Below are 15,153 nucleotides of genomic sequence, written 5' to 3'. Positions count from 1 at the left end.
TCGTAGTTTCATACCGGGGCGCGTCATGCGCGGTACCGTTCGATGAGGGCGGCCATGCGCTTCATCGCGGCGACAGCAGCGGAGTGATCCTGAGAGAAGTTCAGCCGGACGCTGCGCGCGCTGTACGGGCTGAACTCCGTGCCCGGGGTGACGATAACTCCCGCTTGCAATCGCAACGCCTTGACGAAATCCATTGGTGTAAGCGTCAGTTCGGGCAGTTTCGGGAAAATGTAACTGCCCGCCTGAGTGCTGCGCGTGGAACAACCGGGGATGCCGCGTAAAACGGTCAGCAGATCGTCGCGTATCCCCTGATGCTGTGCGACCCGGTCGGCCATCCAGCCATCGGGCTCGTTGAACCATGTTCGCAGGACCGCTTGGCAATATCCCGCGGCGCGTAACGAGACGATCGCTTGCAACTGTTCCATCCGGGCAATGATCGTGGGCGACCCGAAGGCGACGCCCAATCGGTATCCGCTGAGGGATTCGGTCTTGGACGGCCCCATGATGGTCACGATGTTTTCTGGGTCCATGTCTTCGGCACGCAGATGGGTATAGTCCGCGCCATCGTAGCACAGGCGCGAATAGAGCTGATCAACGATCACCGTTGCATCGTAGCGGCCTGCGAGCGTGGCGATCTGGGAAATCTCGTCGGCCGAATAGATCGCGCCAACGGGATTGTTCGGGTTCGAGAACAAGAAGGCCCGGGCACCGGCGCGAAAGGCGTCCTCCAGTTGCCCCAGGTCCAGACCGGCGTGGTCTGTGGTGGTCTCATAAGCCATCTGCACCGGGATGATCTCGGCCTCGAAAAACTCGGCCAGTTTGCGGTTGGCAAAATAGTCGGGTTGAACAATCGCGATCTTGTCGCCGCGCGTCACCGTCGCGGCAACGGCCAGGAACAGCGCGCCCTGAGTGCCGGACGTGATGATCAGCCCGTCATCGGCGTTCACTGGCGCACCAGTGAATGCGGCCAGCCGCGTGCCGACGGCCTCGCGGATTTCTCGATCCCCGCGATATTCCGTATAAGCCTGCGTGCCTCCCTTGGAGACGCCTGCGGAAAACGCCTCGAAGCTGGCCGGTGCAGGGGCATGCGCGTCTACGTCACCATGAGAGAAATCAACAGGGCGGCCAGTCAATGGCTCGCCGATGAAGCGAGCGTCCAGGTCGGATGACTTCTGGCGGACCTCCTGGCCGGGTGCGTTGTCCGTTGCCAGCTTCTGAAACTTGATTTCGACAGACATGCGGTTTTCCTCTTTAGCGGGCGTGGTTGTGGTGTTGAGTTGCACCCATATGCCGCTCCGATGCCAGAGGAAAATTGGCATTTGAGACTGCTCACATCATCCGGTTCGGTTTCAATAGTCCGCAACCGACCGATTGGCGCGTCCTTGGCTCGAAGGGGCGAGGCTGCGGGACTGCGCGCGGCGGGGATTGAGGGGGATTGGTGTGTGCGCCTCAGGGCGTGGTCCGATCTGGTTTGTAACCGGGCAACCTGATCGAGTCTCCGCCCGGTTCTCGGCGGCGAATCGCTCATTGGTTTCTTGAGCCTCATCAAAGTTGATGGGTAGTGGTGATTGGTGCGTATATGGGAACAGTGCGCTTGCCCCATTCCCGACATGATTGCCATGGTCGCGAAAAGAGGCATCGTTTCTGATATGGAAACAGCGGAACGCCCATGGATCGTGGAAACGTGTCGGGTATCTTTCACCATTCGGCAGATTTACATGGATTTTCGCGAAAACCGTGGAATTTCAATATGGAAACAATCACGCCTCACCTGTGCCGAATTCATGGCGAAACGTGCCGACAAAGAGGCACAAGCGGCTTGATGCGAACACTTTTCGGACAAATTTCACTTTGAATGGGTCGGGCCGACGCATACAAAAGCCTTGCCCAACTGGGGGGCGATGTTTGTGGTCACGGGGGCGACCGCGCGAATTGCACATCAGATGATGTGGGAGACGTGTGTTCGCCGTGTTGCGTTGGCAATGCGTAGAAAATGCGAATTGTGGGCCCCGCCCATGATGGACAGTTGTGCCGTGGGTACGGATGTCGATCTCCTATGTTTTTCACGTGTGGTTGGTGCTGGTCGCTGAGTGAGTGCCGGTATCGTCGGTGGCATGACATTTGTCCGCGATCGAGCGGTGCGCCGGAAACGGCTGTATTAGGAGGAAAAGACCATGGGTATTGATAGAACGGACACCGGTGCCGGCGTTGTTGAAGGCGATGCAAATGCAAACGACATTGATCTTGGTTACAGCGGCGATCCGGACGGTGATCGGATCGATAACGGCGATGCCAACCTCCCGGGCGAGAGTGGCGATGAGGATATCGTAAACGCTGGCGACGGCAACGATACGGTCCATAGCGGTGCTGGCGATGATGAAATCTTTGGTGGGGCAGGCGATGACGACCTGAGCGGCGGCGAAGGCGACGACCTGATCCTTGGCGACCGTGATATCACCGACAATATCCCCGTGCGCGAAGTGTTCCGCTGGGACGCCGCACCCGATCCGGATGGTGACGATGGCACGCCCGGTATCGACGATCAGGACGAATTCGGTAGCTTCACGCAAAATACCGGCAATGTTGATGTGACGTTCTCGTCCACCAGCACCGGTGGTGACGCCACAGTGTTCGCCTCCAATTTCCACCTTGTGGATGGTGTGGCAACCGACGGCGCCGCGCCCAACCCCAACAGCTCGCTCGACAATGTTCTGAGCCAGCCGGGGAACAGCAACCAGTTCAATCTCGATTTTGACCGCCCGGTTGAAAATGTTTCGTTCCGCATCAATGACGTGGACGGCGATGGCATCGTGAAAGTGACCGCGCTCGATGCGGATGGCAACACGATCACCGTCAACCTGACCGCAGGCCCGAACGTGACGCTGCTCGACACTGACGCCGTCGCTGGTGCCGACACCGCGGACAGCAGTGGCGGCTACGCTGACGACTCGTCGCCCGCGTACTCGGTCCTCGTTGATATTCCGGGCCCGGTGTCCGAGATCATCGTCGAACACAGCCAGGACGGCCCTGCAACGTCGGGCATCAAGCTGACAGATGTGTATTTCGATACCTTCCCTGTCGTTGCCGAAGGCGATGATACGCTCAATGGCGGCGACGGCGACGACACGCTGATGGGCGAAGGCGGCGATGACGTGCTGATCGCCGGCAACGGCGACAACGAACTCGACGGTGGCGATGGCGACGATTCGCTCGTTGGTGGCCCAGGCGATGACACGCTGCTTGGTGGTGACGGTCAGGACACCGCTCTTGGTGGTGGTGGCGATGACTATATTGACACTTCGGCACCTGTCGGAGAGCCCGGAGATCCCAACTTTCCGCTGCCTGATGACGGGTTCGGCACGATTGTTCCGGAAGATCCCGACGTGGACAACGATCGCGACCTCGTTGCAGGCGGCGCCGGTAACGACACCATCTTTACCGGTGACGATGCAGACACCATCACCGGCGGTGCCGGCGATGACTATATCGACGGCGGTATGGACGATGACGAAATCAGTGGCGGTGCCGGCGATGACGTAATCATTTCAGGTGAAGGCAGCGATACTGTCTACGGTGGCGACGGCGACGACACGATCTATGGTGGCGTCAATATCCCGGCAGCCAACATCCCTGACGCGATCGATCCAGAGCTTGAAAATGCCGACGATTACATCGACGGCGGTGCGGGCAATGACCTGATCTTTGGTGAGGACGACAACGACACTATCCTCGGTGGCACCGGCGACGACACGCTTTCAGGCGGCATCGACGACGACTTCATCCGTGGACAGGACGGCAACGACTCGATCATGGGTGACGAAGGCGACGACAGCCTGCGAGGCGGTAATGGTGATGACACCATTCTTGGTGGCGACGGCAATGACACAATCGAAGGCCGCGCAGACAACGACGTGATTATCGGCGGCGCCGGCGCGGACGACATGTCGGGCGATACCGGGCGTGATACGTTCATCATCGGTTCGGCTTCGGACGGCTACGGCGATAATGCCGATGGTGGTTCGGGCGGCGACGATTTCGATACGCTCGACCTGACCGGGGTTGGTGATTTCGAGATCGTGGGTGAAACGGTAGACCCCGATGGCAATTCGACAAGCGGCACGGTGAACTTTCTTGACGCGCCGGGCGGCGCGGTGACGGGGTCGATGACCTTCCAGGAAATCGAAAAAATCATTCCGTGCTTTACACCGGGTACCGTGATTGCAACGCCAAAAGGCGAGCGTCTCGTGGAAGATCTGCAAGTTGGCGACCGGGTCATTACCCGCGACAACGGGTTGCAGGAGATCCGCTGGTTGGGACGCCGCGATCTGGCAGGTGGCGAGATGCTTCAGGCGCAGCACCTCAAGCCGGTCCTGATCCGCGCCGGTAGCCTTGGCCGTGGTCTGCCCGAACGTGATCTGCTCGTCAGCCCGAACCACCGTGTGCTGATCAACAACGAGAAATCGGCGCTCTATTTCGAGGACCGCGAAGTGCTGGCAGCTGCCAAGCACCTGACCGGGCTCGAAGGTGTCGACGCTGTTGATACAGGCGCGGTCAGCTACATCCACTTCATGTTTGACCAGCACGAGGTCGTCCTGTCCAACGGGTCCTGGACCGAAAGCTTCCAGCCCGGCGAACAGACCCTGGACGGCATGGGCACCGAGCAACGTGATGAAATCTATTCGCTGTTCCCCGAACTACGTGAGATGGAAGGCATCGAGGCCTATCAGGCCGCGCGTCGCTCGCTGAAAAAGCACGAAGCGCGCCTGCTGACCAAATAACCCTTTGCAGCCGGTCGGTTCGCCCTCACGGGTGGACTGACCAACGGAATCGGTTACGGGGGCTGTATCGGTTTCGACGACGACAATCCCGGCCTTGCGCTGGGATTGTTTCGTTTTGGGAAACAGTTTCACGCTTGCGGCGACATTGTTGCGGTACCTGCACGCTAAGGAACGGAAATTTCGCGAAAGATCCGCTTAGAGGATGCGGATGAACCTTTATGACGCAGCGTCGGGTTCTTTCCCCTTCGGATACCGGAATCCATGCTTTACTTGTGAAATGTGACCGACATGCATTGCTGCCAGCACTCAAGCGCGTCGGTCGAGATTGAAACGTTTGGGTGGGGGTCCGAACATGCCGACTATTCCTGGAAGCAGTGGCAATGATACTCTGCAAGGTACCAATGAAGACGACCTGATCCGCAGCTTTGCCGGCGATGATCTAGTCTCCGGCGAAGGGGGCGATGATAGCATCGAAGGCGGTGGAGGTAACGACACGCTCTATGGTGATGCCGGCGAAGGAACTGCACAGGGCATTGATGCCTCGCCGCTGATCCTTGCTTGGGGCAACCGTGTCTCGGACAGCTCCTCGGGCAATAACGACGCACAGGTCGGTGATGTGGCTGTTTACCGCGATGTCGCCACGTTGGAGGACGGCACATCAATCTCCGCGCGGCTGGTGCTGACAGCGGTGAGTGACACGGATCTCAATGTCGATCTGACCGGCGGAACCGGCTATGAGATACTGCTAAACAGCGGCTCGGGCTCCAGCAGCGGCCAAGGGGGCGAGACCGCCAGCTTTAGACTGGAATTCTTTGACCCCGCGACCGGCGATGCTGTCGCGCTAAATTCCACTGCAACGGTCAATGACCTCGATCGTAACAGCGTCGGCGATCAGGAATCCGTGACGATCGACTCGGGTAGCTTTACCAGCTTTGCCACTGCCGCGGGCAGCTCTGTTAGCCTGACGCAATCGGGCGGCGCCGTCACCGCAGCGGGCACCGAGCAAAACTCACCCGACGATCAGGATGCTTGGTTTTCTGCCGAATTCGAGAACCGCGAATTCATCGAGTTCACGCTGGAGACGCGTAGCTCGCAATCGGGGTTCAGCTTTAGCGGTGATCTGATCGACGATGCAGTTGTGGTGCCTTTCGAGGAAGGTGCAGACACGATCATCGGCGGGCAGGGTGATGATCTCATTCTCGGGCAGGGTGGCGCAGATAGCCTTGTTGGCGGTCAGGGCGATGATACGGTCGAGGGGGGCACCGGCGAGGACACGATTGTCGCGGGTCCGGGCGATGATCGGCTGCTGGGCGGCACGCAATCGGACCTCTTCACCGTGGTGGCCGGCGGCAACCACACTGTCATTGGCGGCGAAGATGCCGATGGTGGTGACATTGACGTGCTCGACCTCTCTGGCGTAGACAAGAACGTGATTCATATCGGCCCGGAATCCGGGCGGGTGGAATTTCTGGACGCAGGCGGCAACGTCACCAGCACGATGGAGTTTTCCGAGATCGAGCGGGTGATCTGCTTTACCCCCGGCACCGGTATCGCCACCCCGCGCGGCATCGTGCCGGTCGAGGCCTTACGCCCCGGCGACAGGGTGATCACGCGCGACAACGGCATTCGCGAGATTTGCTGGCGCGGGGAAAAGTCGCTCGGCGCTGATGACCTGTCGCGCTCGCAATGGCTCAGCCCTGTGCTGATCCGTGCCGGAGCGCTGGGGCAGGGTATGCCCGAACGTGACATGTGGGTCAGTCCGAACCACCGGATGCTCTTGGCCAATGAAATGTCCGAAATGATGTTCGGCGAGCGCGAAGTGCTGGTCGCGGCCAAGCATCTGGTAGGGCTGGACGGTGTGATCTGGGAACGCCCCGGCGCGGCGGTCACCTATGTGCATATCATGTTCGAAAACCACGAAGTGATCCTTGCGGATGGCACATGGGCCGAAAGTTTTCAGCCCGGTACCGAGGCGCTGCGTGGCGTTGGCGCGGCCCAGCGGCGCGAGTTGCTGGAGCTTTTCCCGGAATTGGCATCAGAGAGCGGTCGCGGCGCCTATCGCGCCGCCCGCCGCTCCCTGCGCGAACATGAGGCGCAGTTGCTTGTGGCACAGGCGGGCTGAGCCGGTTCAAACCCCACCCTTGCGCCGCCAATTTGCCCAGTCCTCGGGTGTATCCAGATCGGTAATCGCACGTTCCCCTGTTAGGGGAAACAGCCGGGGTGGGTTGGCGCGCAGCAGCGCCGCCGCCCCAGTATCGCCTTGCAACTGTGCCAACGTAGCAAACGTTCGTTTTGGCAGAATAACGGGATGGCCTGGCCTGCCGTCCTCGGTCGCGGCGCGCAGAATGCGGTCCGGAGATTTCCTGAACGCTGCGATCATGGCAAGGATATCGTCCGTACCAATGTCGGGCAGGTCGGGCAAAAGCACCATCAACGCCTCGGTATCCGCCGGCAAGCCTGCAAGGCCGGCCCGGATTGACGCGGCGAGCCCCTCGTCCGGGGTTCCGACCGGGACACGGTGAAGCCCGTTTCGCGGCAGCGCCTTCAACGCGGCAATACGGGCAGGGCGATCCGCGCGGGTTGTCACATAGACCGGCAATTGTGTGGCCATCGCCCGGCCCACCTGCCGCGCCAAAAGGGGCACACCGCCCACAGGTTCCAGCAGCTTGTCCCGCCCGCGCATCCTAGAGGAGGCTCCAGCCGCGGGCATGAGGATCGCGATGTTCATGCCTCCAGCGTGCGCGTCAGCGCGCAGAACTGCTCCAGCGATACGGTTTCGGCGCGGTCCGTGGGCGCGATCCCGGCGGCGATCAGGCGGTCTTCGATATCGGGGGCAAGCCCCTTGAGAGCGGCGCGCAGCATCTTGCGCCTTTGATTGAAGGCGCGGGCGACGACTGCTTCCAGCCGTTTTGCGTCTGCGGGGTAACGCGGCTCGGGCAGGGCGCGCAGATGCACGACTGCGCTCGATACCTTTGGCGGCGGGGTAAACGCGCCAGGTGGCAGATGCATGGCGATCTGCGTGTCGCACCGCCAACTGGCGAGCAAGGCCAGCCGTCCATAGGCCTTGCTGCCCGGTTTTGCCACGATCCGCTCGGCCACTTCGCGCTGGAACATCAGCGTCAGGCTTTGCCAGAATGGTGGCCATTCGGGCGGCGTGAGCCAGCGTACCAACAGTTCTGTTCCGACATTGTAGGGCAGGTTGGCCGCCACCCGGATCGGCGGCGTCAGATGTGCCAGCGGATCAATCCGCAGCGCGTCGCCTTCCAGAACGGTCAGGCGGCCCGGATAGGCCTCGGCGATCTCTGCCAGCGCGGGCAGGCAGCGGCGGTCTTTTTCGATGGCCAGCACGTGCCGCGCGCCCTCTGACAGCAACCCGCGCGTCAGCCCGCCGGGGCCGGGCCCGATCTCCAGCACGTCGCACTCGGTCAGATCGCCCGCCTGCCTTGCGATCTTGGCGGTGAGGTTCAGGTCGAGCAGAAAATTCTGACCCAGCGATTTGCGCGCTGCCAGCCCGTGTGTCGCGATGACGTCCCGCAAGGGAGGAAGGGTATCCATTGCACTCATGCGCCGCGCGCCGCAGCCATCCGCGCGGCCATCTTCAGCGCCTCGATCATCGAACTGGGATTGGCGATCCCCTGACCCGCGATATCGAGCGCGGTGCCGTGGTCGGGCGATGTGCGAATGAAGGGCAGGCCAAGCGTCACGTTAACGCCGCGGTCGAAATCCAGCGTCTTGATCGGGATCAGCGCCTGATCATGGTACATCGCCACGGCAGCGTCATAGCCGGCGCGCGCGGCGGCGTGAAACATCGTGTCCGCCGATAGCGGGCCGCGCAGGTCCAGCCCCTCTGCGCGCAAAGCCTCCAGCACCGGGGTGATCAGCGTGATTTCCTCACTACCCATCTTGCCGCCTTCACCGGCATGGGGGTTCAGACCGGCGACGGCGATGCGCGGGGTCGGGATGCCGAAATCGCGGATCAGGCCCGCATGGGTGATGCGCAGCGTCTCGGTCAGCAATTCGCGCGTCAGGGCGGCAGGCACATCGGAGAGCGGGATATGGATGGTTGCGGGCACAACGCGCAACTGGTCGCTGGCCAGCATCATGACGACGCGCGCTATCCCTGCCAGATGGGCCAGGTATTCGGTATGGCCGGGATGGGCGAACCCGGCACCGTCCTGCAACGCCTTCTTGTGGATCGGCGCGGTGCAGAGCGCGCTTGCGGCACCAGATTGCACCAGGTCCACGCCACGGGCGATGGCGCTGATAACGGCAGCGGCATGGCTGGGGTTGGGGGTGCCGGGCGTCAGTGGCCCGTCAAAGGCATGGGGCAACACCGGCAGCCCATCCTGCGCGGCTTCTGCTGCTTGTGTTGGGTCGTTGATCTTGACGATCGGACCGGCGGTCACATGAGCCGGATCGCCGATCAGAAAAAACGGCAGGTCAGTCCCGAGCGCAGCCCAGGCCTTGTGTGCCAGTTCAGGCCCGATGCCAGCCGGTTCGCCGCAACTGACGGCTATCGGACGCAGCGTCGCAGCCATCAGTATTCGATGATCCGCGCCTCGGAGCGCAACTGTTCCAGATATCCTCGCGAGAAGGAGTCCAGCCGCTGGTTGGCGATCTGCATCGATAGTTGTTGCGTCACATCAGGCGCGGCGGTGGTGTCTTCGGCGCCTTCCTCACCCTCGCCGGTGGCGGCGGGTGCGGCCTGCTCCTCGGCACCGGGCAGCACCGCGGTGCGGCCGCAGAGCATCAGCAGCACCAGCGTCTCGCCGTTAGCGCGGGTCAGCGTGGTCGAGATCTCGCCGGGATCAAGGCGCGACAGCTCGATCGCGATATCGTCGGGGATATCGCTCGGTGCCTTCGATCCGCGCTCCAGCACGCTCGGCGGTTGGCCTTGCGCGATGCCGTAGAGATCGTCGCAAGTATCGGTGTCGGCGTCGATCTGCGCAGCACGGGCCAATGCGGCCTCGGTCCGGCCACCGGGAATGTAGTAGGCGGCATATTCGATCGCGGCATATTCGGGTTCGGGCACATCCGTCTCTTCGATTCCGCGCATCTGGAAGAGAGCGACCGCACCTTGTAACGGCAGCGGCTCGGTCACTTCGCCCGGTGCCAGACCCAGAACCAGCGGGCGCAGGATCGGCGGTAGCTTGGTGATCGGCGTCCAGGGCATGCGCCCACCGCGATCACGCGACGGCGTCGCCGAATACTGCCGGGCCTGGGCGCTGAATGCACTTTCGGATGTCATTTCCGAAATCCGCTTGGCCCGGCTCAGAACCTGCTCTTCGGTTTGGGGTGTGTAGGGAATGATGATCTCGGACAGCAGCACGCGCACTCCGGTGCCCGAACTGATGGCCGCGCGCGCACGTTCCAGATCTTCCTCGCTGACCGAAACACGGGGTCCAAAGCGGGCCTGGGTCAATTCGCGCCATGTCAGGCCGGCGCGGACGAATTCGTAGAAGGTCTGCTCGGCCACGCCGCCCTGAGCCAACAGCTTGATCATTTGATCGCCGGTCAGGTTGCCTTGACTGGCAAAGCGTTCCATGCCTTCCCGCACGGCTTCTTCGCTGACGGCGATCCCTTGGGCCTTTGCGGCCTGCAGCTTCAGCCGGTCCTCGATCAGCTGATCGTGGGCCAGACGCGCAGGATCGGCCGGCGCGCGCAACAGCGTCAGCAGCCGAGTGCGTTGCTCCAACTCATACCGTGTGACGGCATCGCCATTGACCTTGATCACCGGCTCGAAAAGCCCCTGTGCCGATGCTGGTGCAGGGGCCTGGCCAAGCCCCAGTCCAAGCGCCAGAGTGAGCATCGCGGTGAAGGAGCGGATCGGGGAAATCATCTGGGTCATCAATTCTCGCATGTTCTCGCATAGCTTTTGTCTTCGGTGCGCGTGCTGAAACCGCGCAATCCGACAGTGAGGCTTACATCCGTCGACGGCGTCAGGATAGTGGAAGAGGTGAACCGACGCGAGGCCGAAAGCGCGATTTCGACGCATTCATTCGTGTAGACCACGCCGACGCCAGCTTTGACGTTGCGATCGCTGGCCACGTCGTACCGCCAAAGGGCGCTGCCGGTCCAGTGGCGCGACAGCCGATAGGAGCCATCGAACGCCCATTCCGATATGGTGGTCGGACGGTTTTCCGCCACATCGCGGCCCAGCCAGATGTAGGTGGCGCCGAAATTGGTGAACTCGTTGTGCCAGCTGGCCCGCGCTTCGGCCTTGGTGGTGTCGAAGGCATTGTTGAACAACCCGCGCCCGGTCAGCGTCATCCCGTTCTGGGTGCTGATCTGTGCTGCAAAGAGAATATCCGAGAATGTCCCTCTCAACCCGGATGTATCGGTGAAGGTGAGCCCGCCATTGGGCTCGCGCTGCGCCCGGTCTCGCACGACCTGCCCGACGGTGATTGAGCTGCTCAACCCGTTCGGATCGAACCGCGACCAGGAGAGCCCGTAGGCCGCCATCGCACCGCGCTCGCGCCGGTCCTGCGCGGCAAAGCGCGACAGGGTCAGCAAGTTGCCTTCGTCGAATTCGGTCCGCGTGCTTTCATCATTGGCGATGCTCGGGGTGCTGCCGCCAACCCAGCCAAGCTGCACCATAGGCTCTATCACGTGTGACACACCTCTCGCGGTGGTCTTGGCCAATGGCAGGCGAAACGTCAGCGCGGCAGAGGGAATCACATCCGTGACCGATGAAAGGCTGGTGGTGCCCGCGCCCTCGATCTCGAAATGATCGACGGCAACGCCGGTCTGGAAGGTTGATCGAACCCCGCCGAGCAAAGTCCAGCTGCGCAGCCAGTCGGCACTGGCACTCAGGCGGGTGACATCGCGGCCATCGGCAAAGACATCCGCATCCGGCCCGTCGGTGCTCAGAGACGACGTGCGGTAATGGGTATGTGCCTGTCCGGCATAGCGCAACTCGCCGCCGAAACTGGTAGGGAAGATGCGGCGTTCATAATCGGCGTTGGCAACGATTGTCGGCAACGTCGCGTTGCTTTCACCGACGCGCAGGGAGCGAAAATAGGTGACGGCGCCGCGTATCCATTCGTCGCGCCGGACCCGCTCCAGCGACAATTCGCTGTCCAGCCGATCCTTGGAGGAGAAATCGTAATCGACCAGGTAAGCATCGTCGCTGACGGCCTCGACGTCGAAGCGCAGGATGAAATCGTTGTCCATCTCGAACAGGCCGCGCCCGAAGACATAGGCTCGGTTATCTCTGCGGTTCAGATCGTCGTTCGACAGCGCTCCCTCGAATTCGATACCACCGCGCCGAAATGCCTGGCGATACCGGAATTCCATCGTGCGGGTCTTGTTCGACAGCCACGGGGTCAGCGTCAGGTCCCTGTGATCGCCGATCCGGAAGAAATAGGGCACTCTCACCCCGAACCCGAGCAGGGTGGAGTTGTAGATCGAGGGGATCAGGAAACCGGTCGAGCGCTTCAGTGTCGGATCGGGCAGGCGCAATCGGGGAACGTAAAAGACCGGCGTTCCCAAGACTCGGAACTGCGCATCGTCAAGGTAGAACTGCTGCGCCTCCTGGTCATGCACGATACGTCGCGCGCGGATCTGCCAAAGCGGAGGGCGGCCATCGTTACATACATGGCAGGAGGTGACCGCAGCCTTGTAGAGCTGTGAGTAGCGCCCATCGGTACGATTCATCTGCTGTGCGGCAAGTTGCAACTGGTCGTCCATGACGATCCGCGCACCAAACAGGATGCCATTTTGCAAGTCGCGGTCAAGCTCGGCACTGTCAGCCAGAACGACCGTATAGGCCCCATCGTGAAGAGTGATGGGCCCTTCGAACTGCAACCGCTCGCTGGTTCTGTCGTAGGTGATCCGCTGCGCGGTCAGGCGCTGGCCCTCATAGACCGCTTCCACGTTGCCTTCGGCCACCAGGGTTTGATCGCCCAGAATATAGACGTCATCGGCGATCAGCATCGCCGGCTGCCGCTCGGGCGCAGTTGTACGGTTCTGCGCGGCGGCAGGCGGCACCTGGCTGAGCAACAATCCCACGACCAGCGTGCAAAGAAGGCGGAGCGAAGAGGTCATCCATCCTCCATATGCAGTAATATTCCGAAGGCCAGCAGGAATGATGCCACTGGCGGTGCCCAGGCGGCCAGTACTATTGGAATTTGACCGTTTTCCCCCAACACCTGCGCAAAATTGCGCATGTAATAGAGGCTGAAGCCAAGCATGATCGCCGACAAAACCGACAAACCGGTATTCGATGTGCGTGCGTGACGCATGGTAAAGGCAGCCGCTACCAGCACCAGCGCCATCAGAAAGAGCGGCCGGGCCAGCTCCATCTGGAACCAGACCGCGTAGCGGCGCGCGGAAAACCCTGCTTCTTCGAGCTGGGCAATGAAATCTGGCAAATCCCAAAGCGAAATGTATTCAGGCTTGCCAAAGCTGTCGATGATGCGGTCCTGGGTCAGCGCGGAAGGCACGCTCAGGGTTGGCAGGGTGCGGGCAGTGGATTCCGCGTTGATGTCGACCGACAGATCCCACAGCTTTGCGTCGCTCAGCACCCATTCACCGGCGCCCAGCCGCGCAGTGCGCGCGGTGATCCGGCGCAGCGGGTCGCCCTCTGGCGAAAAGGCGATGAAGGTTGCATCGTATAGCACGCTCACGTCAGAACTGGCCCGTGTCGCGTGAATCACGGTTTGCCCTATTGCACTGCCCTGACGCAGCCAAAGCCCCTCGGACGAGATCGCCAGAACACTCGTCCCGCCCCCGAGATGACCGCTGACCAAGTCATGATAGCGTTTCGACGATGCCGCCACGATCGGATTGAGCACGGTGATCGACACGATGCCAATTGCCGCCGCCACTGCCATCGGCCCCAGCAATCCCCCCAGACCCGAACGGCCCGAAGCGCGCACCACGACCAGTTCAGAGGTGCGTGCCAGCCGCACAAAGAGTGCCACGGCGGCGAGGATCACGATCAGCGGCAAGATCTCGTAATTCGTATTGGGGACGTTCAGCAGGACAATCTCGATCACGTCCCAGACCGGCAGATCGGGAAAATCCTGCAATTCCTCGACCACGTCGATCAGCGCCAGCAGGATGACAAACACCCCGGCAATGCCGAGGAAGGTCCAGAGGAACTTGCGCGCGAAATAATAGTGCAGGATCATGCCGCGCCCTCCGCCCGATTGTATCGGCCTGACAGGCGCCGCAGGATGACGGGATTGGCAGCCAGGTGCAGCAGCACACTGCTGAGTGCAAAGCCGCAAAGCGATGGTAGATAGAGAAGCGGCCACATGGACGCGCTGGACAGGACCGGCCCGGCTACCGCCCCCTCGATCATCTTGATTCCGACCAGCAGTACGAAGGCGGTGATGATCTGCCGCCAGACGCCGAACCGGCTGTACCCCCCCAGCAGCAGGGTGGCAAAGCCGATCAGCCCGGCAATTATGCACATCAACGGCTGCGTGAACCGGTTGTGCAACTCCTGCAGCACCATGGGCAACGTGGCGTTATTTCGTTCGGCCACCACCTCGGGCGCGCGGATCAGTTCTTGCGTGCTGGCAAAGCCGATGGCATCCGGATCGGCCCGATTCTGGGTGATGAGCGGACTGATGTCATAAGAAAAATCGTCGAAATGCGTGGTAAAGAGCCGCAAGCCATCTCGGCGCAGGGTCTGGGCCAACCCTTCCAACATCACCAGCTTGGTACTGCCCCCCTCGCGCACCAGAAAGGCGCGGGTAGACGTATAGGTGACGACGTTCTCGGGATCGCGCCGATCCGACAGGAAAACGTTGCGCAATTCTCCTTCGGTGGTGATTTCGCGGATGTAGAAGGTGACACCGGATGCAGGATGCAGGAACTCGCCCTCGGTCAGGAACTTCGCCGTGACGTTGCGCGACACCTCGGCTTTGCGCATCTCCAATTGATGCAGGCTGGCCGGGATCAGGAAGTGCGCCAATAGCGACATCATCAATGCGATGATGATCCCGTAGAACAAGACCGGACGTGCCATACGCCAGGGCGAATAGCCTGTTGCCTGCATTACGGTCAATTCGCTCTCGGTACTCAGCCGGTTGGTGACATAAACCGCGCCCGCGAAGGCGGCGATGGGCAACACCACACCAATTACCCCCGGAAGGGTCAGCGCGGTAAACTCCAGAAAGATCCACGCCGACTGGCCGTCACTGATCAGCCTGTCAAACATGCGCACGGCCTTGTTGATCCAGAAGATCGAAACCAGAACCAGTGCGAAGAACCCAAACAGCACCATGAATTGCGACAGCATATATCTGTCGAATCTGGTCACATCTGCCCCCCGTTACCCCATATTTTGCGGCACGGTATCGCAATTGGTAAGCAGGGAAAACTGTTAACTGTACCTGTCGGCAAGGGTTGGCCAGCGCAGCGT

Annotated in this window: 11 protein-coding genes; 3 read left to right on the top strand and 8 right to left on the bottom strand. The window is 61.3% G+C overall.

Features of this window, described 5'->3' with window-relative positions; genetic code table 11:
- Nucleotides 1–23: 23 nt before the first annotated feature.
- On the bottom strand, nt 24–1,238 hold the full coding sequence (locus O3306_RS14135) for a pyridoxal phosphate-dependent aminotransferase (RefSeq protein WP_272008442.1): 1,215 nt from the start codon (nt 1,236–1,238) through the stop codon (nt 24–26).
- Nucleotides 1,239–1,610: 372 nt separating this feature from the next.
- Here O3306_RS14135 and O3306_RS14130 point away from each other — a divergent pair, with 372 nt between their 5' ends.
- The 3 genes from O3306_RS14130 to O3306_RS14120 all read left to right on the top strand — a co-directional run bounded on the left by O3306_RS14130 (nt 1,611) and on the right by O3306_RS14120 (nt 6,900).
- Entirely contained in the window at nt 1,611–1,823 is a 213-nt protein-coding gene (locus tag O3306_RS14130; RefSeq protein ID WP_272008440.1) for a hypothetical protein, read from the top strand.
- A gap of 351 nt (nt 1,824–2,174) precedes the next feature.
- A complete protein-coding gene (locus O3306_RS14125; protein ID WP_272008438.1) occupies nt 2,175–4,778 on the top strand; it encodes a Hint domain-containing protein in 2,604 nt (867 codons plus the stop codon).
- Nucleotides 4,779–5,130: 352 nt separating this feature from the next.
- Nucleotides 5,131–6,900 carry a Hint domain-containing protein gene (locus O3306_RS14120; protein ID WP_272008436.1) on the top strand — a complete coding sequence of 590 codons (1,770 nt, stop codon included), beginning with the start codon at nt 5,131–5,133 and terminating at the stop codon, nt 6,898–6,900.
- Between the two features lie 6 nt (nt 6,901–6,906).
- Here O3306_RS14120 and O3306_RS14115 read toward each other — a convergent pair whose 3' ends face one another.
- From O3306_RS14115 to lptF, 7 genes are read right to left on the bottom strand one after another with little or no spacing between them, the layout of a single operon-like run.
- On the bottom strand, nt 6,907–7,506 hold the full coding sequence (locus tag O3306_RS14115) for a nucleotidyltransferase family protein (protein WP_272008435.1): 600 nt from the start codon (nt 7,504–7,506) through the stop codon (nt 6,907–6,909).
- Nucleotides 7,503–8,342, bottom strand: a complete 840-nt coding sequence (gene rsmA / locus O3306_RS14110) for a 16S rRNA (adenine(1518)-N(6)/adenine(1519)-N(6))-dimethyltransferase RsmA (RefSeq protein ID WP_272008433.1) — start codon at nt 8,340–8,342, stop codon at nt 7,503–7,505. The genes O3306_RS14115 and rsmA overlap by 4 nt, the downstream gene beginning before the upstream one ends.
- Entirely contained in the window at nt 8,339–9,316 is a 978-nt protein-coding gene (gene pdxA, locus O3306_RS14105; RefSeq protein WP_272008430.1) for a 4-hydroxythreonine-4-phosphate dehydrogenase PdxA, read from the bottom strand. Before pdxA ends, rsmA begins: the two co-directional genes overlap by 4 nt.
- On the bottom strand, nt 9,316–10,626 hold the full coding sequence (locus O3306_RS14100; protein ID WP_309503426.1) for a SurA N-terminal domain-containing protein: 1,311 nt from the start codon (nt 10,624–10,626) through the stop codon (nt 9,316–9,318). Before O3306_RS14100 ends, pdxA begins: the two co-directional genes overlap by 1 nt.
- On the bottom strand, nt 10,626–12,824 hold the full coding sequence (locus O3306_RS14095) for an LPS-assembly protein LptD (protein WP_272008428.1): 2,199 nt from the start codon (nt 12,822–12,824) through the stop codon (nt 10,626–10,628). The genes O3306_RS14100 and O3306_RS14095 overlap by 1 nt, the downstream gene beginning before the upstream one ends.
- Entirely contained in the window at nt 12,821–13,912 is a 1,092-nt protein-coding gene (lptG, locus tag O3306_RS14090) for an LPS export ABC transporter permease LptG (protein WP_272008426.1), read from the bottom strand. Before lptG ends, O3306_RS14095 begins: the two co-directional genes overlap by 4 nt.
- Nucleotides 13,909–15,030, bottom strand: coding sequence for an LPS export ABC transporter permease LptF (gene lptF / locus O3306_RS14085; protein WP_272008627.1), 1,122 nt, complete (start codon nt 15,028–15,030; stop codon nt 13,909–13,911). The genes lptG and lptF overlap by 4 nt, the downstream gene beginning before the upstream one ends.
- Between the last annotated feature and the right edge of the window lie 123 nt (nt 15,031–15,153).

It is taken from the genome of Roseovarius sp. ZX-A-9 (assembly GCF_028369135.1).
In the GTDB taxonomy this organism is placed as follows: Bacteria; Pseudomonadota; Alphaproteobacteria; order Rhodobacterales; family Rhodobacteraceae; genus Roseovarius.
The sequence above is the reverse complement of the archived record's forward strand: the minus strand, read 5'-3'. Positions and strand labels throughout refer to the sequence as shown.